This window comes from Rhizobium sp. 01N48 (assembly GCF_056399145.1).
In genome coordinates, this window is sequence record NZ_JBFTQT010000001.1 from 546,315 (window position 1) to 566,576 (window position 20,262).

25 protein-coding genes are annotated in these 20,262 nt (G+C 58.3%); 18 read left to right on the plus strand and 7 right to left on the minus strand.

All coding sequences use genetic code 11. The annotated features are described in order from the left end of the window. Positions 1 to 57: 57 nt before the first annotated feature. Together AC1DOG_RS02810 and AC1DOG_RS02815 are read left to right on the plus strand one after the other, a co-directional pair. On the plus strand, positions 58 to 768 hold the full coding sequence (locus AC1DOG_RS02810; protein ID WP_477926740.1) for a phage antirepressor KilAC domain-containing protein: 711 nt from the start codon (positions 58 to 60) through the stop codon (positions 766 to 768). Continuing rightward, on the plus strand, positions 768 to 1,151 hold the full coding sequence (locus tag AC1DOG_RS02815) for a hypothetical protein (protein ID WP_477926741.1): 384 nt from the start codon (positions 768 to 770) through the stop codon (positions 1,149 to 1,151). The genes AC1DOG_RS02810 and AC1DOG_RS02815 overlap by 1 nt, the downstream gene beginning before the upstream one ends. A 49-nt stretch (positions 1,152 to 1,200) precedes the next feature. Here the strand turns inward: AC1DOG_RS02815 and AC1DOG_RS02820 are convergent, their stop codons facing one another. Then, positions 1,201 to 1,509, minus strand: coding sequence for a hypothetical protein (locus AC1DOG_RS02820; RefSeq protein WP_477926742.1), 309 nt, complete (start codon positions 1,507 to 1,509; stop codon positions 1,201 to 1,203). Between the two features lie 64 nt (positions 1,510 to 1,573). Between AC1DOG_RS02820 and AC1DOG_RS02825 the strand changes: the two genes are divergently transcribed. The 14 genes from AC1DOG_RS02825 to AC1DOG_RS02890 all read left to right on the plus strand — a co-directional run bounded on the left by AC1DOG_RS02825 (position 1,574) and on the right by AC1DOG_RS02890 (position 15,962). Further along, entirely contained in the window at positions 1,574 to 3,577 is a 2,004-nt protein-coding gene (locus tag AC1DOG_RS02825; protein WP_477926743.1) for a hypothetical protein, read from the plus strand. Then, positions 3,577 to 4,194 (plus strand): hypothetical protein, encoded by a 618-nt coding sequence (locus AC1DOG_RS02830; RefSeq protein ID WP_477926744.1) that lies wholly within the window; start codon positions 3,577 to 3,579, stop codon positions 4,192 to 4,194. The genes AC1DOG_RS02825 and AC1DOG_RS02830 overlap by 1 nt, the downstream gene beginning before the upstream one ends. A gap of 103 nt (positions 4,195 to 4,297) precedes the next feature. Next, on the plus strand, positions 4,298 to 4,942 hold the full coding sequence (locus tag AC1DOG_RS02835; RefSeq protein ID WP_477926745.1) for a DUF2163 domain-containing protein: 645 nt from the start codon (positions 4,298 to 4,300) through the stop codon (positions 4,940 to 4,942). Positions 4,943 to 4,946: 4 nt separating this feature from the next. Then, on the plus strand, positions 4,947 to 5,351 hold the full coding sequence (locus AC1DOG_RS02840) for a DUF6950 family protein (RefSeq protein ID WP_477926746.1): 405 nt from the start codon (positions 4,947 to 4,949) through the stop codon (positions 5,349 to 5,351). Then, complete coding sequence (locus tag AC1DOG_RS02845) at positions 5,351 to 7,768, plus strand: phage tail protein (protein ID WP_477926747.1); 2,418 nt, start codon at positions 5,351 to 5,353, stop codon at positions 7,766 to 7,768. The genes AC1DOG_RS02840 and AC1DOG_RS02845 overlap by 1 nt, the downstream gene beginning before the upstream one ends. Then, positions 7,768 to 9,303: a hypothetical protein gene (locus AC1DOG_RS02850; RefSeq protein ID WP_477926748.1), complete on the plus strand. Its 1,536-nt coding sequence runs from the start codon at positions 7,768 to 7,770 to the stop codon at positions 9,301 to 9,303. The genes AC1DOG_RS02845 and AC1DOG_RS02850 overlap by 1 nt, the downstream gene beginning before the upstream one ends. 12 nt (positions 9,304 to 9,315) lie before the next feature. Then, on the plus strand, positions 9,316 to 11,649 hold the full coding sequence (locus tag AC1DOG_RS02855; protein ID WP_477926749.1) for a hypothetical protein: 2,334 nt from the start codon (positions 9,316 to 9,318) through the stop codon (positions 11,647 to 11,649). Between the two features lie 12 nt (positions 11,650 to 11,661). Then, a complete protein-coding gene (locus AC1DOG_RS02860; RefSeq protein ID WP_477926750.1) occupies positions 11,662 to 11,988 on the plus strand; it encodes a hypothetical protein in 327 nt (108 codons plus the stop codon). A gap of 159 nt (positions 11,989 to 12,147) precedes the next feature. Beyond that, positions 12,148 to 13,197 (plus strand): dienelactone hydrolase family protein, encoded by a 1,050-nt coding sequence (locus AC1DOG_RS02865; RefSeq protein ID WP_477926751.1) that lies wholly within the window; start codon positions 12,148 to 12,150, stop codon positions 13,195 to 13,197. Positions 13,198 to 13,428: 231 nt separating this feature from the next. After that, positions 13,429 to 14,052, plus strand: a complete 624-nt coding sequence (locus tag AC1DOG_RS02870; protein ID WP_477926752.1) for a glycoside hydrolase family 19 protein — start codon at positions 13,429 to 13,431, stop codon at positions 14,050 to 14,052. Further along, the gene (locus AC1DOG_RS02875; RefSeq protein WP_018900435.1) at positions 14,049 to 14,417 is read left to right on the plus strand and encodes a hypothetical protein; all 369 of its coding nucleotides are present in this window, start codon (positions 14,049 to 14,051) and stop codon (positions 14,415 to 14,417) included. Before AC1DOG_RS02870 ends, AC1DOG_RS02875 begins: the two co-directional genes overlap by 4 nt. Further along, positions 14,414 to 14,878 (plus strand): hypothetical protein, encoded by a 465-nt coding sequence (locus AC1DOG_RS02880; protein ID WP_477926753.1) that lies wholly within the window; start codon positions 14,414 to 14,416, stop codon positions 14,876 to 14,878. The genes AC1DOG_RS02875 and AC1DOG_RS02880 overlap by 4 nt, the downstream gene beginning before the upstream one ends. Next, positions 14,860 to 15,186, plus strand: a complete 327-nt coding sequence (locus tag AC1DOG_RS02885; protein ID WP_477926754.1) for a hypothetical protein — start codon at positions 14,860 to 14,862, stop codon at positions 15,184 to 15,186. The genes AC1DOG_RS02880 and AC1DOG_RS02885 overlap by 19 nt, the downstream gene beginning before the upstream one ends. A gap of 149 nt (positions 15,187 to 15,335) precedes the next feature. Next, positions 15,336 to 15,962 (plus strand): hypothetical protein, encoded by a 627-nt coding sequence (locus AC1DOG_RS02890; RefSeq protein ID WP_477926755.1) that lies wholly within the window; start codon positions 15,336 to 15,338, stop codon positions 15,960 to 15,962. A gap of 48 nt (positions 15,963 to 16,010) precedes the next feature. Here AC1DOG_RS02890 and AC1DOG_RS02895 read toward each other — a convergent pair whose 3' ends face one another. After that, a complete protein-coding gene (locus AC1DOG_RS02895) occupies positions 16,011 to 16,283 on the minus strand; it encodes a hypothetical protein (RefSeq protein WP_477926756.1) in 273 nt (90 codons plus the stop codon). Positions 16,284 to 16,455: 172 nt separating this feature from the next. Here AC1DOG_RS02895 and AC1DOG_RS02900 point away from each other — a divergent pair, with 172 nt between their 5' ends. Next, on the plus strand, positions 16,456 to 16,740 hold the full coding sequence (locus tag AC1DOG_RS02900; protein WP_477926757.1) for a DUF982 domain-containing protein: 285 nt from the start codon (positions 16,456 to 16,458) through the stop codon (positions 16,738 to 16,740). A 5-nt stretch (positions 16,741 to 16,745) separates the two neighbouring features. Then, entirely contained in the window at positions 16,746 to 17,780 is a 1,035-nt protein-coding gene (gene ligD / locus AC1DOG_RS02905; protein ID WP_477926758.1) for a non-homologous end-joining DNA ligase, read from the plus strand. Between the two features lie 17 nt (positions 17,781 to 17,797). On the opposite strand, the gene AC1DOG_RS02910 is transcribed toward ligD, so the two are convergent. The 5 genes from AC1DOG_RS02910 to AC1DOG_RS02930 all read right to left on the minus strand — a co-directional run bounded on the left by AC1DOG_RS02910 (position 17,798) and on the right by AC1DOG_RS02930 (position 20,150). Further along, positions 17,798 to 18,307 (minus strand): DUF2335 domain-containing protein, encoded by a 510-nt coding sequence (locus AC1DOG_RS02910; RefSeq protein ID WP_477926759.1) that lies wholly within the window; start codon positions 18,305 to 18,307, stop codon positions 17,798 to 17,800. A gap of 529 nt (positions 18,308 to 18,836) precedes the next feature. Continuing rightward, complete coding sequence (locus tag AC1DOG_RS02915; RefSeq protein WP_477926760.1) at positions 18,837 to 19,019, minus strand: hypothetical protein; 183 nt, start codon at positions 19,017 to 19,019, stop codon at positions 18,837 to 18,839. A gap of 120 nt (positions 19,020 to 19,139) precedes the next feature. After that, positions 19,140 to 19,397 (minus strand): hypothetical protein, encoded by a 258-nt coding sequence (locus AC1DOG_RS02920; protein WP_112988964.1) that lies wholly within the window; start codon positions 19,395 to 19,397, stop codon positions 19,140 to 19,142. 82 nt (positions 19,398 to 19,479) lie between these two features. Continuing rightward, positions 19,480 to 19,854, minus strand: coding sequence for a thermonuclease family protein (locus tag AC1DOG_RS02925; RefSeq protein ID WP_477926761.1), 375 nt, complete (start codon positions 19,852 to 19,854; stop codon positions 19,480 to 19,482). After that, entirely contained in the window at positions 19,851 to 20,150 is a 300-nt protein-coding gene (locus tag AC1DOG_RS02930) for a hypothetical protein (RefSeq protein ID WP_477926762.1), read from the minus strand. Before AC1DOG_RS02930 ends, AC1DOG_RS02925 begins: the two co-directional genes overlap by 4 nt. Positions 20,151 to 20,262: the final 112 nt, after the last annotated feature.

The following is a 20,262-nucleotide window of genomic DNA, read 5'->3' on the forward strand; positions in this document are numbered from 1 at the left end:
GCATGCCGACGTTGGCGCGTCGGAAAGCAAATTCACCAAGGAAAAAGGACTTCCTCAATGAATGACATCATCAATACCACGCAGGGCGCCGCCCTGACAATGTCGAGCCGCGAAATCGCTGATCTGACCGGCAAGCGTCATGATCATGTTATGCGTGATATTCGCATCATGATGCAGGCCCTTGGAGGTCTCCCCAATTTTGGGGGCACCTATTTGGACGGGCAGGGGAAGGAGCATGCTTGCTTCAATCTTCCAAAGCGCGAGACGCTTCTCCTTGTGTCGGGATATAGCGTCGAGCTTCGTGCGCGCATCATTGACCGGTTGGAGGATCTGGAGAGCCGTCACCGGCCGGGGACAGCGCCGAACCTTAACGATCCTTCCCTGCTCCGTCATCTCCTCCTCGAGAACGTCGAGAAGGTTCTCGCTCTCGAGAGTAAGGTCGAGGAGATGCAGCACGACGTTGAAGCTCTGGAGCATTTGACGGATGCCACCGGAACCTTCAGCCGGACTGAGGCAGCCAAGAGCCTCGGCATTCCTCCGCAAATTCTCATCCGTTGGATGAGAACAAACGGCTGGATTTATCGTCGAGCCGGCGCCAAGGAAGATTTGGCGTACCAGTCAAAGATGGCATCTGGCTATCTTGAGCATAAGGTGTCTACCGGACCTCGGCCGGACGGGACCGAATGGATCTCCACGCAAGTGCGCGTCACCGCTAAGGGACTCGCCGTTCTTGCTAAGGCGTTTCCGGCGTCGGCGAGGGCAGCGTAATGAACCGCCGCACCCTTTTGAAAGCCGGTATCGTAGTAGCCGCCACGTCTCACACTGCCGCCCTCGCTCCAGCTCTGGCGGCAGATGACAGCCACCTGATAGCGCTTGGGGAACAGTTGAAGGTTGCTTGGGCGGAGGAGAAGCGTTGCGATCCGCTCGGACGAGACCCCGATGCCTTTGAGCGAGCGTATGCCATCAGTGACAGGTTGGTGGATGCGATCGAGGCGGTTCCGGCGCAGACGTTGGCCGGATTGCAGGTGAAAGCGCTTGCCGTGGCTTGGTGTTACGGTAGCGACAAGATCGAACTGGACGGCGATACGACCGATGTCCGCATTTCGTCTTCCATCATTCGCGATCTTCTGAGCTACAGCGCGGCGGCATAGTAGCATGCACAGAGTTAGCAGAGGCGGTCTTCGGGCCGCCTCTTCATGTTTAGCTTTTAGGAACAATACCAGTTAGTTCCAACTGGTGCTTCTCGTACGTTGCGAGGTAGCCATATCGAGCACACAGCACCAATTCTTGGGTGTAGCGCGATGTCTTCGGCGGCTGGCTTGGATTGTCGGGAAGCGTAGCGGTCGCCATAGTCTGGCACTGCTCCGGCGACACATTAGCTTCGACGGATCTCTGCCGCGCTCTCTCTGCTGTCTGTTTGCGATCATACTCTGACCATCCGTAATAGGCGCCTCCCGCGATCACGACAACGCAAGCGGTAGCCACCAGCCCTTTCAACCAACCATCCATTGATTCCCCTCCTAGCTGTAAACTGGGCGGACGATAGTGCGCATGGCGCCAAAAGGCAAAAGACATGGACGTAGCCCAGCTCGGCATTCAGGTTTCGACCAATGGCACTCCGCAGAAGGCAGCGGACGAGATCAACAAACTATCCGGCGCGGCCACTAAGGCTGAGGCTGCAGTCGAAGGTTTGCGAAAGTCAACTGGCGGCGTAGTTGGATCGGTAAATGCTGCCGCTCGCGCATACTCGGATGGGGCTGCGTCCGTCACGAAGTCGACCAGCGCGCTTGTCGCGATGAATTCCGCTGTGAACGACAATGCTCGGTCGGCCACTGGGTTCACCAACCAGGCGCGCATGATGGCGATGCAGCTCAGTCAGGTTGCCCAGCAAACTCAGGTGACGGGAAACTTTCTTCAGTCCCTCGCGATCCAGCTGCCAGATCTGGCGCTCGGGTTCGGGCCCATAGGTATCGCGGCAGGCATCGCGGCGGGCGCTGCGCTCACCTATTTCTCGTCGATCTCATCGAACGCGCCGGATTCTGCGGCCGCTCTCAAGCAGCAGGCGGAATTGATCCAAGACGTCGCTGATAGGTGGGGGGCGGCAGTTCCTGCACTCCAGAGTTTTGTCAACGAGCTGGAGCGAGCTAAGGACGTTGGTGACCTCAAGCAGGCCTACGATGCGTTGGAAAGGGTAAATTGGGATAGTGTTCGCGCGCCTCTGGAAGACATCAACGTCCAGTTTGCGGACATGATCGTCTCGCTGAGGCAAGCCGGTGGGGAATCAGAAGAAATCGATAAGCTCAATGACACCTTCCAGACCTTGCGCAAAGGGGTGGAAGATGGAACGGCATCGGTTTCAGACCTACAGGCGGTCCAAGATGCCTTGACGGGGTCAATGAGGTCTTCAGGGATCCAAGCCGTTGACGATTTTGCGGATGCTTTCGGCGGCCTAGCCAATCAGATTTTTCGCGCTGCGAATGAGGCAAACCGCCTGAGCCAGGAGCGGCTCAACGCCCTGACTACGGGTCAGAACGGGCCTAAACTAGGAACGCTCGGCCCGCTGTGGAGCGAAAATGGTTCCATCATGAAGGAAGAGGACTTCGTTCCTACCGATGCTCCAACGCCGTCGCGCAGACCGCTTATAGAGCTGGAAGGCTTAGGCGGACGTACGCCCCGAACTCGGTCAGCATCGAATGACAACTACAAATCTTCAATCCTGTCCATTGAGGAGCGTACCAAGGCCATCCAGGCGGAAACTGCTGCGCAAGCTTCCTTGAACCCGTTGGTCAACGATTATGACTACGCGATCACAAAAGCACGCACCTCCGCGAACCTCCTAGCCGCTGCTGAGAAAGCCAAAAAGACGATTACGCCGGAGTTGATTGCCCAGATCGATCAGACGTCCAGTGCTCTAGCTGCCGCAACTGAAGCCCAGAACCGCCAGACGGAGGCAATCCAGAAGGCGAAGCAGGCTATGGAGTTCGTGAAGAACACCACGCTCGGTTTCGTCAACGATCTGCGCGATGGGCTCAAGAACGGCGAAGGCTTCTGGAAGTCGTTCGGCAAGGCTGCGCTAAACGTCCTCGACCGCATCACCGACAAGCTGCTTGGCGACGTGATGGATGCTGTCTTCAAGGTCGGCAGCGCTGGTAGCGGGGCCGGTAGCGGAGGCATCCTTGGGTTCCTCGGCGGCCTATTCGGTGGCGGTAGCAGCTCCGGAGGGTTCAACCTCGGATCCGGTGCCACCGCATACACTGGTTCCTTGCCAGGGTATGCGACCGGCACGTCTTCGGCTCGCCCTGGTATCGCTTGGGTCGGAGAAAAAGGGCCTGAACTCGTTCGTTTCAAGGGTGGCGAGGAGGTCGTGCCAAACCATCGTCTGCAGGTTCCCGCGAACCAGAACGCAAGCGGGCAAAACGGCAATGTCAACATTAGCATAGCCCCAGTCTTTAATGCGGCAAATGCAGACGATGCAGCGATTGCCGCTCTGCGCAGTGACTTCGCGAAGTTCCGCGCTGACGTTCCTGCCACCATTGTCAGCACGGTCAAAGATGCCCAGAAGAGACGGATGATTTAATGGCGATATCGTTTCCTCGTCCGCTCCCCGATATCTCGTGGGTCAAATGCGACTTCGTGCTCGATGATCCCGTCAAGGCTTCTCGGTCTGGCTCTCGCCTTACGAACTACACGCAGACCGAAGACCCGACTTGGGTTGCAGATATGGCCACCCGGCCCCTGTATCTCGATGAGTATTCCGAGATCGAGGCTTGGTGGCTCTCGCTTCGCGAAGGCCTTCGCACGGTTCTCTTCCGGCATCCGACACAGGGTTATCCCAAGGCTCACCGGGAGAACCACGCTCCGGCTGATGATCCTGGCAATCTCGTTTCGGTCACCGACGGCAACATCCTGTCGGTCAACAGCGTCGATGCTGGACTGGTGCTGTCTGTAGGGGATCGCATTGGCGTTGAGCGATCTGGCCGGTATTACATCGGCCGGATCACGGAGGTATCCGGATCGGGGGCGTCGAGGTCGATCACCGTCGAGCCGCCGCCGTTCGACACCGTCGCCCAGGCTGGTGCGGTTGTTAGGTTTGCAAACCCTGCGCTCGTAATGCGACTGGTGCCTGGCAGCTATCAGACCCCGGGTGAGGGGCTGTTCCGCACCGTCTCGTTTCAATTGAGGGAAAGCCAATGAATTGGTTTCGTCGCCGGGTCATCCGCTGGCTGCTGAATGATGCTGTCTTCCGTGCCACCATCATCGATATGGTCAGAGATGCGCAGCGCAGGCGTTTGTTCTGATGGCTCTCTCCGCAGAGGTCAAAGCGCTATACGACGCCGGCCGGATCTCAACACGTCAGATGGTTCGTGTGCAGCTCGGCTCGGGCATCTATGGCTTTATCGCCCGCCGGGAGCCGTTCACTTATGCGGGCGTCACTTATCAGCCCTTCGGGCTTATTGAAGTTTCTGACATCGGCGGCGGGACGGGCACGGCGGCGGATGGCGGCTTCACGCTCACGCTCGCCGAGAGCAAGCAGTTTGACCTCACCCCGGAGATCCTCACCGAGATCGAAAACGAGGACTATAGAGATCGGCCCGTCGTCGTCTACGACGCACACTTCCACCCGGATAGCATGACGCTCATACAAGTGGAGCCAGTCGCTCGCGGCTACCTCGACGTCATCGAGCACAATGCTGACGACACGCGCGGCTATTACCTCACTGCGCGATGCGAGGGCAGGCAGCTAGACTACTCGCGGCAGAATGGGCGCAAGCGGACGGTTGCTGATCAGCAGCGCCGTGACCCCGGCGACAGGTTCTTTGAGCATTCGGCGACTGCCGGCCGTGTCGATATCGCTTGGGGCAAGGCCGTTGGCTCTGCCGTCAACGCTGCCAAAAGCGCGGCTGCAGGCGCAGCGCGCGCCATAGGTTTCAAGGGACTGTAACCACATGACCAGACTTCCCGGCTGGGAGAAACGCCTCAATGCGGTTGTGGCGAAGCATCAGGCGTTGCCTTCGCTCTACGGCACATCGGACTGCTATCTGATCGCCGACGATGGCGTCGAGGCTGTCACCGGCGAGCGGATGTATGCCGACGCCCTTGGCTACAAGACGGAAACGGGCGCAGCCAAGAAGTTGCGCCAGCGCGGATTTGAGACCGTCCGCGATGCCTTTGCCGCCAAGTTTTCCGATATCGCGCCCAGCATGGCGCAGCGCGGCGATATAGGCGTCGTAGATCGCGATGGCGTCCTCTCTGGCGGCATCTTCACGTCGATCGGGTTCATGACGCGCGGTGCTGATGCCGTCGAGTTCCTGCCGGCCTCGTCGGTCGCATATGCATTCAAGGTGATCTGATGCCCTTTCTCGCACCTATCGGGGCCGCAATCGGCGGCTTCTTCGGCTCTCTGGGCATCATCGGCAAGGCGATCATCGGGATCGGCCTTAACCTGCTTGTCAGTAAGATCCAGCAGCGCCAGGCAAAGAAGAACAGCGCGGCCGTCGGCGGCGTCGAGTTCGAGCGCGAGTATGGCGAGAACGTCTCCCGCAAGGTCGCTTGCGGCCTGGTGGGGATCGCTGGCCATGATTGCTACGTCAACACCTACGGCAGCTCCAACAAGTACCTCGAGCAGGTCTACGTGCTCGCCGACTTCCCTTGCGACGGCCTGTCGCGCATCTGGGCGGGTGGCTCGCTACTGTCGCTGAGCGTCATCGGCGGGGATGCCTTCAAGACTATTTATTCCGTGGTCAGCGGTGATTATGCCGGCCTGATCCGCTTCACCTTCTATTACGGCACCCAGACGGCGGCCGACGCCGATATGATCAATCACTCCAATCCCTTCGGGCGCTGGACGGCTGATCATATCGGGACTGGGGTTTGCTGGATCAAGGCCGAGCTGACCTATGACCAGGATAAGCTTGGGCAGTTCCCCGACTTCTTCTTCGAGTTCCGCGGTGCTCGCCTTTACGACCCTCGCAAGGATTCGACGGTGGGCGGTTCTGGCGGACATCGGTGGGATGACTACTCGACGCACGAGTTTTCCGAGAGCCCGATCGTTCAGGAGTACAACTACCGGCGCGGCTTCTCAGTCAATGGCGATATGTTCTGCGGTATGGGTATGGCGTCGGCGGACCTGCCGTTTGACCGCTATGCCACCGCCATGAACATCTGCGACGAGGATGCAGGCGGCGAGCCTCGCTACCGCTGCTCGGTGCTGTTTGATGCTGACGCCCAGCATGGCGACAATATCGAAGCAGTGATGACGGCTTGCGGCGGGATCGTCATCGACGACGTCACCGGCTCGTGGCCGCTGATCGGGACCGACCAGCCGATCGTTGAGACGTTTACCGATGATGATCTTATTGCAGGGGAAGCCGTCCGCTTCCAGCGTCGCCGCTCAATGGCTGATCTTGTCAACGCCGTCTCTGGCACCTATCCGGAGCCAGAGAACATGTGGTCGCCAGCCGGCTATGACACCCAGACGAATGCCGGATACGTGTCGCTCGATCGGCGTACTCGTGATGTCAATCTCGACTTCCCGCAAGTTCGCTCGAAGCGTCAGGCCAATCAGCTCGCCTCGATTTACTTCAACGAAAATCGCTACGAGGCAACGGCCGACATCGTCATTCGGCCGCGCTTCCAGACGATCAAGGCAGGTGATTGGGTCCGCTGGAACTCGGCTCGATACGGTGACCGCGTCTACATGGTGCAGGCTCGATCGATCAGGGCGCTGACCAGCGACGGGCCGCGCAACGTCTCGCTTTCACTGCAGGAGCGTGATGGCGCCATTTATGACTCTGTCTCGGTCATTCCGCCAGCAATTCCGATCCCTAACGGCGAGCCGGTCTATCTCAATGAGCTGCAGGACTTTTCGATCGCTCCTGTCCTCGGCGTCGGTGCTGATGGTCGCTCGTACCCCGCTTTCCGCGTCTCGTGGTCGCCAGTCGAGGATGCCACGGTCACGGGCATAGTCATCGAGTGGTGGATCAAGACAGAGCCGGCGAACAAGTTCTCGCGAACTGTTCAGGCTGACGCCAACATTGCCTTCATTCAGGAAGGCATTCTGAGCCTGACGACATACCAATTTCGTCACAAACTGATTGCCGATCGCGCGACGAGTTGGACAGATCCAGTCGATGTGACGTCGCTCGACGGCGGCAACGCAGACCTGGAAATCGGTCTCGGACAGCTGAAAGGCGAGGTGCTCGACGTTTTCAAGGATCTTTATGCCAGCATGAATCGCAACGAGGGTCTGCTCGATCAGTTGCAGCAGAACTTCCAGATCACCAGCGGGGTGTCGCAGACGCTCAGCCGGAAGGTTGCAGTACAGGGTGCGAGCTTCAGCGAGGAAATCGTTGTTCTCAATTCCAGCGTCGCCAACATCGTGGCGCAGACCGAAGAGCTGATTGCGGCTTTCGGCGAGAACCTGGCTAACGGCCTTGTGGCATTCCAAGCGGTAGCAGCTCCAGAAGGCGTCACCGTTCGCTATGCCATTCTTCTCAAGGGCTCTATCGGCGACACGTGGAAGCAAAGTGGTTTCTTCATCGAGTTGTATACGGACGACGGTGTGCTCAAGTCGCGAGCCGCATTCGACGTGGATCAGTTCGTTCTCATCACGTCTGATGATGAAAATTCATTTCCGTTTGTCGTCGAGGACGGAGAGTTGACCCTCAATTCGGCACGCATCCGTACGATCCGTGGCGGCGCGTGGATATCCGACAACAATAAGATGCAAATCGACGGCATCCAGGGAACGATCGAGATCTTCAGCTAATGTCAAAACGGACGATGATTGGCCTGGATAGCACAGGCTCGGCTTCAATTAAGATCATGGCCGACGCGTCATATGATCCTTTCGCCACGCCGGACTCGGATTACGCAAAGTTCGATTTCAACTCCAAGGATGCGGGGTTCTTCAAGTTTGCTGGCAGTGATACGGCTGGGTATGTCGGCAACGGAAATTCCGCCGCTTACTACCCAGGCGGGACAGGCACATCAAACTACGGGCGAGCCGATATCGGCAACACCCTGGGTTACAGCTGGATAGCGTGGACGACAGACTATTTTCCGCTGCTTGATTACAACCTGCCAGTCCATGATATGAAGAGGGTTATCGGGGGGTGGGTGCAGGGTCCTATAGTCTCACAGAAGAGCTACGGATATCAAAACCGCGCAGGTGAGTATGCCTTATGGCAGGCTCAGGAGGGCGGATGGATGCAGAGCTGGTCAAGCACCTTTCCGCAGCTCGGCAATTCCAAGTCCAATCTGATCGGCACGCGCCCGGCAACATCAACCTGGCCGCTGGACGTGGGAGATCGCCAACTAGTGGTTTGGAACCTGCCCGGCGATGAGACGGCTCTGGCAAGTCCTCCCTTGGCTCCTATCCCCGGCCAGATGTCGGTGCAGATCAACAGCACCCAATGCCGTGTCGCCAAGACGGGCTATGACGTTCGCACAGCGTCACGAACGCAGCTGGTCTTCGACAGCATCAACCGTCCGTTGAAGGTGATCTACGCGGCAGATCTGGCGGTGCCGTCGGGGACGACAAATCTCGACATGACGCCTTATCTGCGCGGGATCGCGGTGACGGGGCAGCTGCTGGTCGACATCTCGGCCTACACCGGTGGAGCGCTGTTCTTCCCGACAACACCAGCGACGTTCAACACGAACTTCGGCATTCAGTACATCGTCTCTGGAACGACCGTCACCCTGAATAACCCCTATGGCGCTTGCCGGGCTCGCGTTGTGGTGTTTGCCAGCGACAACAGCGCGCAAACGTCGGGCAGCAATCGTGTGCTGAGGCAGTTCAACGACGGCACCCAGGACGTCGTGCAGTTCTTGCGACCGGGCGCATCCAGCACGCCCAGCCTCGCGGACGTCATCATTGACAGCCGTTGGCCGACGCTTCGCATTTTGGCTCAAGGGACAATCGGTCTTTCTGGCGGAAACGGCGTTCAATACTCTGTGCCGTTTAACTCGAACGGACTGTTCCCGATCGTTAAATTCATGACCATCCACGGCGGCGGTACGAACATGCAGTTCAACGGATCATTCGGGAAGCGCGTGCGGACGCCTTTCACGAAGCTGATCTACTACAACAACGACGCAGGCACCGTCGTCACTTCCGGCGATTCCACTTATTGCCAACTGACAGCGAGCGAGGCGAGGTTTTTTTCGTTCATCGGCAACCCAATCGCCTACACCTCAACATCTTCGAATGTCTCGCCCGGCTACACGATCGGCACGACAGCTGACGCTAACCCGCCATACGCGATCCGCTATTACATTCTCGGCATCCCAGCTTCCTAAGGGCTTCAAAACATGACCGCAGTATACAAGACAGGGCAGATCACCCTGGCGAACGGCTCTGCCGTGGTTACGGGTGTTGGCACCGCGTGGGCAACCATGCTGATCGCTGGCGGCATCATATTCCCGGTAGCAGGCGGCAATCCGCTGGCGATCCAGAGTGTCGACAGCAACACTTCGATCACCGCTGAGAAGCCTTGGGCAGGGGTAAGCGGCACCTATGACTACGTGCTTGTGCGCTGGTCCGCTGACGAAGAGCAGAACTCCGTCAACAGCTCGATCCTCGCAACGATCTACGCCGAATTACAGGCCGGAAGCCTTTGGAAATATGATGTTGCCGGATCGGCAACTGACCGCGCTACATACAACGAGCGCCCGAAAGGCTTTTCCTACCTCGTAATCGACACCAATCCCGCCCAGCTGTTCATTAAGGCGAGTGCGGCGTCAGGTGACTGGGCTGGTCCCTTCACCTACGGTGTAGGCCCCATCGGTCCGGAGGGGCCGGCCGGGTACGTTAACCCGCGCGGCACATATAGTGCGGTGACCGCGTACGCTCGGAATGATGGGGTGCTCTACAACGGATCATCGTTCGTTGCACTACAAGCCACAACCGGAAACGCACCGCCAACACTGCCAACTACCAGCAACTCATACTGGCAGCTGACCGCGATCAAAGGCACTGATGGATCTGGCACCGGCGACGTCGTAGGACCGGCCGGCGTAACCGATGACATGCCGGCATTTTTTGACGGAACGACCGGAAAACTCCTGAAATTTAAGAGCAAGTCTCAGTTCAAGACCTGGCTTGCCGCCACCGCCGCCGATGTCTCCTTCGACAATTCGGCAGCAAATCTTCCTGGTTCACCGACGACCGTGCAGGCGGCGATCAACGCGATCGGGAGCAGTGGTGGTAAGAACGACGCGCTCTTTGCGATCGAGATTTCCGATCTGAAAGGGCAGCGCATGGGCATGGTTGGTGGAGTGTCGGATTCGTTTGACGATGAGACCGGCATCGCAACCAAGACCAACGCGACCTACGACGCTACAAACGATCTCTACTCGCCCACCGTCCTATCTGCCGGCAGCGGGCCGTATGGCCCAAGTGGTGGCGCGGGTGGCGGTACATTCAACAACAACACCGGGGCTAATTCAGGTAACGGTAAAACACCCTCCGGCTACGGTGGCGGTGCCGGCGCTGCCGCCGGTGGATCAACGGGCCCCGGGGTCGGCGCTCCTGGCGCACCAGGTATCATCGTCGTCCAGTATGTCACGTCTGGCGGTGTAAATATCACTGTTGTCCTAACGAGTGGGACAAGTTGGACGGTACCTTCCGATTGGAATAGCGCCAACAATACAATCGAAACGATTGGCGCCGGCGGTGGTTCGGGTTCGGGTTATGCGTCAGGTGGCTCTTCAAGTCGAAACGCTGGCGGCGGCGGTGGTGGCGGTGCATATTCGAAAACCACCAACTTGACGCTAACGCCCGGAGCAAGCGTCTCCTACCAAGTTGGCACGAGCGTCGCCAACGCTAACGGTGGAGACACATGGTTCAACGGTGCAAGTCTCGCGGCGTCGTCTGTCGGCGCTAAGGGTGGTGGCGGGGGCGCCAATGGATCCGTCAGTGGCTCCGGGGCCGGAGGCGCTGGCGGCGCTTCCGCGTCGGGAATAGGGACCGTAAAATATTCGGGAGGCGCGGGCGGCACGCCAACACAAAATGACGGCTCGGGCGGTGGAGGTGGCGGCGGTGCCGGCGGTCCTAGTGGGGCTGGTGGCGCGGCCGCTGGGAATTCGGCCGCCAATGGCGGCGGCGGTGGTGGCGCTAACGGCGGATCCAGCGGGACGGGCAGTACTGGGGGTAACGGTAGGCTTGGTACCGGCGGAGGAGCGACCGGCAATCCTGGCGGGGCGGCATCATCTGGCACGGGTGCAGGCGGTGGTGGCGCTCTTTCATCTACAACCGTCAACCATTCAGTCGCCAACCTTACTGGCGGCGCCGGCGCGCAAGACGATATTTGGGCGATCGCGTCCCTCTACAACAACATGACGCTTGTGTCAGTGGCCTACACCGCATCGTCGGTCCCTTCTGTAGCACGCATTGCGGTGCAGCTCGCTGACGCTTTGACGCTGACGCCAGGTACGGACTTCACCATGGAAGTCTCGCGCGACAACGGCACGACATGGACGGCGGTCACTCTCGCGCTAACGATGCCGCTGTTCGGAGGGGTGAAGATGTATGAGGGTGTTGCGACCATCACCGGTCAACCTTCTGGCACGTCGATGAAGTGGCGCTTCAAGACACTAACAAACAAGGGCATCATCGCCTCCGGCGTCGTTCTCCAGCAGTCATAAGGATATTAGACCATGCCAACAATGTGGGGAACTCTGGCACCTGTAGCGGTGCCGGAGACGATAAGCCGTCGCCAGTTTTACCAGGAGCTGGCAAATCGGGGTATGATCACCAAGGAAGAGGCGCTGGCGGCGATCGTCGCCAACACCTTGCCAGCTGAGTTCGCTGCAATGGTCGATGCCATCCTCAACGAGGATATCCAATGGCAGGCGAGAATGCTCCTTGCCGGCGCCACTGAGTTCAAGCGCAGCAACTGGTTCGTCGGCTTCTTCGCTGCCATGAAATCGCTGACGAGCGAATACATGGACGGCTTCTGGCGCGATGGCGCCATGTTGGAATAGCCGTAGAATTTGCTTTGCGATTGTTTGCGAGCGCGGAGCGTTGGCTCAACAAATGAGCGAATTCACCCCCTCGATTCCGGTAACTCTACACTTCATGCGGGTGACTTCATGATCGCAGCATGGTACCCGATAGACACGAAGGGTGATTGAGGTCAAATCGTGAGAAAAATATTCGCTTTGCTTTTTATGTTGTCGTTTCTTTGCGATAAATCTCTCGCTGCTTCCCTCTCGGACTTTAGCCCATGGCTCTGGCCGCACACCACGCCATCCTATGATCTAACATATGATGCCGTCGCTGAAGGAGGAACTACATTCGATGCTTGGCGCTCATCGTTTGAGATCACCTACAAAGCAATGGTGGAGAAGAACGCGATCGACCTGCCCTCACGGGTCGTTGTCGGCGATGAGCAGCAGAAGACGGGATATACTCTCACAGAGATAGGATTCCAATTCCCGTCATCCCAAATGTTCGGTACACTCCTCGCCGTCCCTCACGTGGTTGATCTGAGTAAGCCAATCATAATTGTCATCCACGGTCACGAAATGCCTGAGCGCGGCACGACTCCATGGAGCATGTTTGACGCCGGGTACTGGCCAGAAAAGTGGGCTCAGGCTGGCTATGTAGTCTTTGCGCCATCGCACCTCTGGTACTCGCAACTTGCAGACTATCAAAATCTGGGTAACTCACATTACACGACGTGGGTGATGATGCTGTCGCGCCTTGTTGACGGCGTACAACCGTATCTTCCGGCGCACACCGGCATGGTGGTGGCGGGACTTTCCTCCGGAGCTGTTTCTGCCTCTTTCCTGATGGCGTACAGAGATGATATCTCGAAGGGAGTATTCGCGGGATCTTTGGTCGGCTTGACCTACCTTCGCGAAAATTATCGGATTGTGGATCAGCCGAACAACTTTGATATGAATCAGCTGTTTGATTACGCACCGATCTACGCACTTTTGGCTCCAAAGCCTGCGCAGTGGCAAATGGGCCGAAGAGATCCGTTTTTTCCGAGTACGAAGCCAGTTCCACCAATCAGCACATATTTCCCAGGCTTGCCGCGACCTGTATCAGTACAAGACTTCTTAGGCGAATGGCTACTCATCAAGAGGCTATGGGAGATTAAAGGTGGGGCGCCCGATCTGTATGTACATGGTGCGGGGCACGTTTTTGATTTTGACGCAGCCAAGGCATTTATTGAAACTCACTAACCGCCAGGCTCACTGTCCCGCTCGTGCTAGTGAAACGCGGTCGTGAGTGAGCGAGTGGAGTGAGAGTTTTGTCTAGACCAAGTCATATCTCCGTCGCGTAGCGGGCGACGACCATCATCGATGTGGTCGCCTGCAAAATGCAAATAATCACAACGCCGGCCTTGCAGGGATGTGCTGAGCGTCCGCGCGCGGCTTCTCTTGAACTGAAAATCTCAAAATTCGGAGATCATAATGGACCGATCGCGATTCTTCGCGAGCGTTCGAACCTCGTTGTTCGGCGGATCGCTCACTGCGTCTCAAGTACAGGGGATGGAGGCCATCCTCGACGAGGCGGCAAAGGCTGTCATCGACCCGCGCTGGCTGGCCTACATGCTGGCGACGGCCTTCCACGAGACGGCTCGAACCATGCAGCCGGTCATCGAGACCCGCCAGGCGGACGAGGCCACCAACCCAACGGTCGACAAGGCCATTGCCCGCCTCGAAAGCTCGTGGGCAAAGGGTCGGATGCCGTGGGTCAAGTCTGCCTACTGGCGGAAGGATGCGCAGGGTAAGTCATGGCTGGGCCGTGGTCTCGTGCAGCTGACCCACAAGGCCAACTATGAGAGGATGGGGCCGATCGTCGGCGCTGACCTCGTCGGCAACCCTGATCTGGCCATGCGGGACGATGTGGCCGTCAAGATCATGTTCGAGGGTATGGCTCGCGGTCTCTTCACCGGCAAGAAGCTCGGCGACTACTTCACCGCGCAGAGCACCGACTGGGTGAACGCTCGCAAGATCATAAACGGCCTCGATCGGGCTAACGATGTCGCCGGCTATGCCAAGCGATTCTACGAAGCCTTGCAGGCTGCCGCATGAAGACGAAGGGGAAGCCCACTGAGGCGAAGAAGACCGGGGAGCCTGGCTGGAAATGGCGCCGCCTAATCATCTTTCCAGTCGTCACCTGGGCTTGCTGGCAGCTAATGAAGCTCATCGACGCGCCCGACACTAGGGTCAATGAAACAGTCGCATGGATATGGGGCGTCATGATCATGGTCCTCGTGCTCGGCTACACCGGGTTTGCGACCGTCCAAGACATCATCGCGATCTGGCGCACTGGGACTGGCCTGCCATACGCCACGCCTCCTGTGGCCGTCGACGGCGATCCGGTCGATCGGGCTTGCCCAGAGCCATACGAGCCTCCACCCCAACCATTCAACGCCAAAGACGAGGGCAGGCCATGATTGGTGCCATATTCACATTCCTGTACCGCGCGATCGGCTTCGGTGGCTTGGCCTTCCTTGGTCTCTACGTCTACGACTGGGGCATTCCCGGCGCTTCGCGCATTCCATACCTGTCGAGCATCCCGATCATCGGTGACCTGACGACGGGCAGGGCGCACTCCTTCGCCGCCGATCAGGTAAAGCTTGCCACGGCCGCGCAAACCGCCATCTACAACGCCCGCATAGAGAAGATGGTGTCTGCCGCCGAACTGACGGCAGCAAACGCCACGCTGGCCCGTGAGCGCGCTCTGAGGCGAATGGCGGATGAGGCGGCGGCGGAGGCCGACAAGCGCGCCCTTGACGCCAAGCGGGGCGAGGAAGCCAAGGCGGCCGAGATAGAACGCCTGCGCGCCGAGGCCGATCAAGATGCCCAACTCTCACGCCCTAACGATAAGGACAGGTCATGGTCACCAAAACGATAGCCGTCCTGGTCATGGCAGTGGCTCTCGCTGCTTGCCAGTCGACGGACGAGAAGGCGGACGGGCGCTTGCAGTCTGCTGCGGTGACGAGAGGGCAGGCGGCGGCGCAAATCCCGCCCATTGTCCCGATCCCGGCCTGCATCGCCCATATGGAGCGCGTCCAATTGCGAGACGAGCCGTGGGTCATTTTCAAGTTCCGCTGGGAAGTCGCAGCCGACAACAGGGACAAGCAGGCCGATGACTGCGCGGCTTGGATTGCCGATCTCAACCGGCGAAACGCGGCCCTCAACAAGGGATCTGCCAAGGAGTAGCAAGGGCCCGACCTCCTCGTCAGGCCGGACCCTCCCATTGCCGTCTTGTGACAGGAAGCACGGCGGCGGCGGATTTAGTCGATCGGATGACACCGGTCAAGCATGGCATTCGATCGAAAGGGCATACGGGGTTGGCAGGGAACAGTGACATGAGCAACAACGGCAACGGCTTCGACCCAATGGCTCAATACGCTCGATTATCCGAGCGGGTTGAGAACCAGGGCAAGGATATCGTCGATCTCCGGTCGAACATGAACACCGGGTTTCAGAGCGTCAACGCGGCGATCGGCACACTGTCGAACGAGCTGCGATCAAACTCGAAAACGCAGTGGCCGGTCATTTGGGCGGCCGCCGGCGTCTGCTTCACCGTTCTGGTGACGATCGGGACGTTTTTCTACAGCACGCTCTCGAAGAGCCAGGACCGCATTGAGGTGTCCGTCTCCCGTGTGGCCGAAAATGCCCTCTCTGTATCAGCTTTTCAGGACTTCAGGGCGACCTATGAGAACAACCGCGTCGTCAGCCGGAACGATTACATCGACAAGTTCGGGCAGCTGACAGCAAGGATCGAGACGGTTCAGAAGGATCAGGTGCCGCGGGCGGAGCTTGAGCGCGTCTGGCAGTCGGACGATATGCAGAAGGCTCAGCTGCAAAAGCAGATCGACGAGCTGAAGCAGAGCCAGGCGGCCACATACGGGGCGAGGGACGTGATCCTCGATATGCGCGAGCGGTTGGACCGAATCGAACGCCAACGCCTCTCTGGTGCCCAAGGCGGATAAAAAAGCCCCGCACGATGGCGGGGCTAAAACTTGTCGATGTGCGACGGCTTAGTTGAGTCTTCGGGCCGCGTTTGACACCCGTTGCGAATAGCGCCCGATCGATACCAGATATGCGGCGATCTCTGACGTGAGGTGGTCGCGCTGTCCGTATTTTTCGCAGATGGCTTGAATCTGCGGCTCGGCAACCTCGTAATCCTGGGGTGACAAATCGGCGTCTCCGAAGTGGAACCCTGCTCCTCCCATGATGGCGACGATATCGCAACCGGTGTCCGCAACGTCTTGGACGAAACTCGGGATTTGATCTTCTGTCATAATTTTCATTGGCGCTCTCCTCGTGCGATCGTGACTGTGTCGCGACAGATGAACGCCGGCAAGTCTCAGATGTGAGAGTTCTCCACGATATGGACGATCATAGCAACCCTTTGATTAGATTCGGAACGAATCACTTCGGCGTCAGTTGATTCGCCATCAACATCAGCCGAGGTTCCGCGTCATGGCCAGCTTTTCCCTTACCCCGATCGAACCGCTCGAAGTCGAGATCCGCGGCGTCGGACAGTATGCTCCCGCCGAGACCGTCGAGGAGATGGTTTCATTCCTCATGTCGGACTGGCCGGATAAGACGAAGCCGGGATTTCACAGCGCGCTGGCGCGGTCGATCGATGCCATGGTGATGGCTGCCGAGCCCGCTGCGGCCCGCGCTGCCTTCGTCGATGCTGCCCACGCGGCCGGCATGCATATCCTTCCAGATGACATGGCCGAGATCCGGAAGGCGAGCTGATCGCCATGGTCCGAGCCAAACCTCTCCAGACGAGCGACAAGCCGCTCCGTAGCCGCGCGCGCAAGCCTCGCGACCCCGCGCAGCCGAACCTTCCCCTTGACCCTATGCCGGATCGTATCGAGCCGTGCCTTGCGCTGCTGAAGCAGAAGCCACCCGTCGGACCTGATTGGGCGTTCGAGGTGAAGTGGGACGGCTACCGCCTGGCGGTCCATATCGAGCCTAAGGGCGTCCGAATTCTCACCAGAGGCGGCCACGACTGGACGCACCGTTTTCCTCTGATCGAAGCCGCCGCTAAGGCTCTGCCTGTTTCCACGGCGATCCTCGACGGCGAGGCTGTCGTTATGGACGATCAGGGCCGATCGGATTTCAACATGCTGCAGCAGTCGCTCGGCGGCCGTGGCGGCAAGCTCACTGCTCGCGATGCGATCTTCATGGCGTTCGATCTTCTATATTTCGACGGTCATGACTTCACCAACACCGAGCTATCGACGCGCCGGCATCTGCTCGAAAGCTTGGTCCCGGCCGGCGGACACGGTGCGATCCGACTTTCCGAGGAGTCCGATGCCGACGGAGAGCAACTCTTCCAGGCAGCTTGCGAGCACGGCCTTGAGGGCGTCATCGCCAAGCGGCTCGATAGCACCTACCGTTCAGGACGCCTCGGCGACTGGCTCAAGATCAAATGCGTCCAGTCCGACAGCTTCATGATTGTTGGCTACGAGCATTCCATGTCGGCGCGGGGAGGGATTGGGAGCTTGCTCCTGGCGGCCCGGCGTGGCGGCGAGCTCGTCTATGTCGGATCGGTCGGAACTGGCTTCACCGAGCGCGTAGCGAACGATCTGCGAAAGACGCTCGATCGGATCAAGCGCAAGACGTCACCGATCGCGTACGGGGGCCGCCGCAAGAACCTGGTGTGGGTTCAGCCGACGCTTATAGCCGAGATTGAATATCGAGCATGGACGAGGGACGGGAAGCTGCGGCACGCCTCGTACAAGGGGCTGCGAGAACTTTGGGACAATGCGGCGATATCTGAAATCGAGTGACGCAGAACAATCTTAGATTACTGGTCTTTTCTCAAGTGAGCCGATACGAAGACGCCAATTGAGCTAAGGACCCCGGTGCCGAGAAAGAGGCCGGCCAAGATATTGTTGCCATGCATTCCCGCATAAAAAGCTGCTCCGACCAACAGGACGAGCGCAAGAAACCCGAGACCCATTCCTATCAGACGGTAGTGATGATCATCCTTTTGAGCCTTATTTTGGACACCCATGTTGTGATCCATCGTAGTCTCAACCAGCGTGAAGATACGCTCGGCGCCGCCCGGAAGTATAGCGTCGTATTCACTGAGGTGTCGCGGATGAGGAAGGGGCCCCGAGAACTTCTCGGCCTGCACTACCCGAACAACCTTAGAGATGACCTGATCTCTTTGGACCTTCGATAAGTTAGATAGTACGGGGTCGAGCTGACGTTCAACGATACCTTCAAGGGCACCGCCGTTATCGGCTTCACCTGCTTTTTCGGGCTCTTTTTCCGGCTTTAACTCGGATTTTTGCTCTGGCTGTTTTGCCAACTTCTCTCTGTTCCTTGACCATTACCATCCGGAACGCCCTGCCGACTTCTTCGATAGCGCTTTCGACAGACGATTCATATTTTTCGACAGGCGTGACTGGTACAAACAGAAAGGACAGAGGCGAAGCCAAGCCCTCGACAAACCCTACCTTGAGGGAATGAGGCACGATCATACGTTTCTTTCCTTCGTTTCGAGTTTTGGTTTTGTGCATAGCGCAAATCTAATTATTGATCGGGCTATTTCAACGTAAACTCTATTAAACTTCGTTAACGGTTTCCAAGATTCCTCACAAGGAAAATCTCGTAGGCGAACCTTGTTCCAGTCTGTCGCGCCAATTCGCCGTCATTCTAAGCTTTGGCGGGTGCGCGGGTCACTCTGACATAAAGATGTACCAATTTCTCAATGCATCAATCGAATGGGGAGGTTGGGCTCTGCGTCGCCTCATGCGTGCTTACGTCAGTCGGGAAAATGTGAGAGACAAGCGTGAGGGACTTTAGGCTCTCCACCTGCCGAGCAAGACGTTGGCAGACTAGCGCGGCCTTGCGATCACGTGTTTGATACGCTTGTCGCCGATATTGAGCTCGCCGTAAGATACGATCATATCCACGCCGGCTTTTTCGGCTTCGGCAAGAGCCTCGGTCAGCTGGATCGCGTGACGGACGACGTCTTTTATGACAGCCAGGTGTTTATCGTCGTGTCCATCGTCGCTCATGAATCGGATTCCTTTAGGGCCGCCTCAAAACCAAAGCTGACGTTCGTCACGGTGCGGTGCGGTTAGCGGTGCGGATAAAAATCGTCAGACCTTGCGCGAACCTATCCATTCGGTCACTCGCTAAGCCGACAGCCGGGCCCGCATCGTCAAGTAGTACGACGTTTCCCGTTCGATTTCGGTGATAAGGCGCTCATACTCGGCGATGTTTTCGGTGTCGGGGCCAAGCTTTTTCAACTCGCGCAGGTGGAGCACGGCGATGCTGTAGGCTTCACACATCTCGCCGATCGATTGGCGGTGCTTAGACAGCGCACGGATCTCGGGAATTCGTAGCGCCAGCAAAGCCCAGCCATGGGAAACGTGGTCGATCTCGGTTTTCATCTCAGCGACACTCGTAGAACGCGGTGGCAAATATACTGGCAAAGCCGACACTGTCCAAGATGGCCAAAAGTCTGACCTGCGCTCAGTCACACCAGTTGTTCTTGTGTCCCGGCCGCCACGTCCTGGCGAACCCTTCTTTCAGCAGGGTTTGCCCTACCTCTGACCCGTCGTTCCGGTAGATGTTCACCAGCGGCCGGCGGGCAGGGGTCTTGTCCCTGACCCCATAAAACTCGACCGCGAGGCCTCCCTCGGCCAATATCTCTTTCAGCCTTCCCTTGGCGAACAGCGCCAGCTTGCGTTCCTTCATGCATTTGGCATGACTTCCGATCTCCGGCGTATCGATGCCCGAGACAAACGGAACGCCTTCCCCCAACAGTCTCAAGTTCTGTCCGTCGCACTTGACGGTATCGCCGTCGACGACGGTCAGGCTGGCGCATACCAGCAGTGTGGCGATCATTGCTTGCTCCCTTTGAGGCCATTGGCCGCCATCAGCGCGTGATAGTATTCCTCGACCTTCCTCATGGCCTCCCGGCCTTCCGGTTCGTATCCTGTGTGTGGGGTATGCCGGCGGCGGACGTGAGGGCCATGCGCGGCCCAGAGCCATTTCCCCTTTGTCGGCCCATGCGCCTGCAACTGTATCCTCCCTATCCCGATCTCCCCGTCATAGCCTGACCAGTCGGAATCGTTTGGCTCGTCGTTCTCGTCCAGCTTCGTGCGGCGCCAGTGGTACAGGGGTTGGTAGCGATCGGGCATGCGGGTGATTGTCTCCCACAGATGCTGAAATAGTGGGTTTCTCCCACGGCACTCCCACAAAGGGAGTTTGGACAGTTTGTGTGAGATGGGAAATTGCCGAGAATTCTCAGGC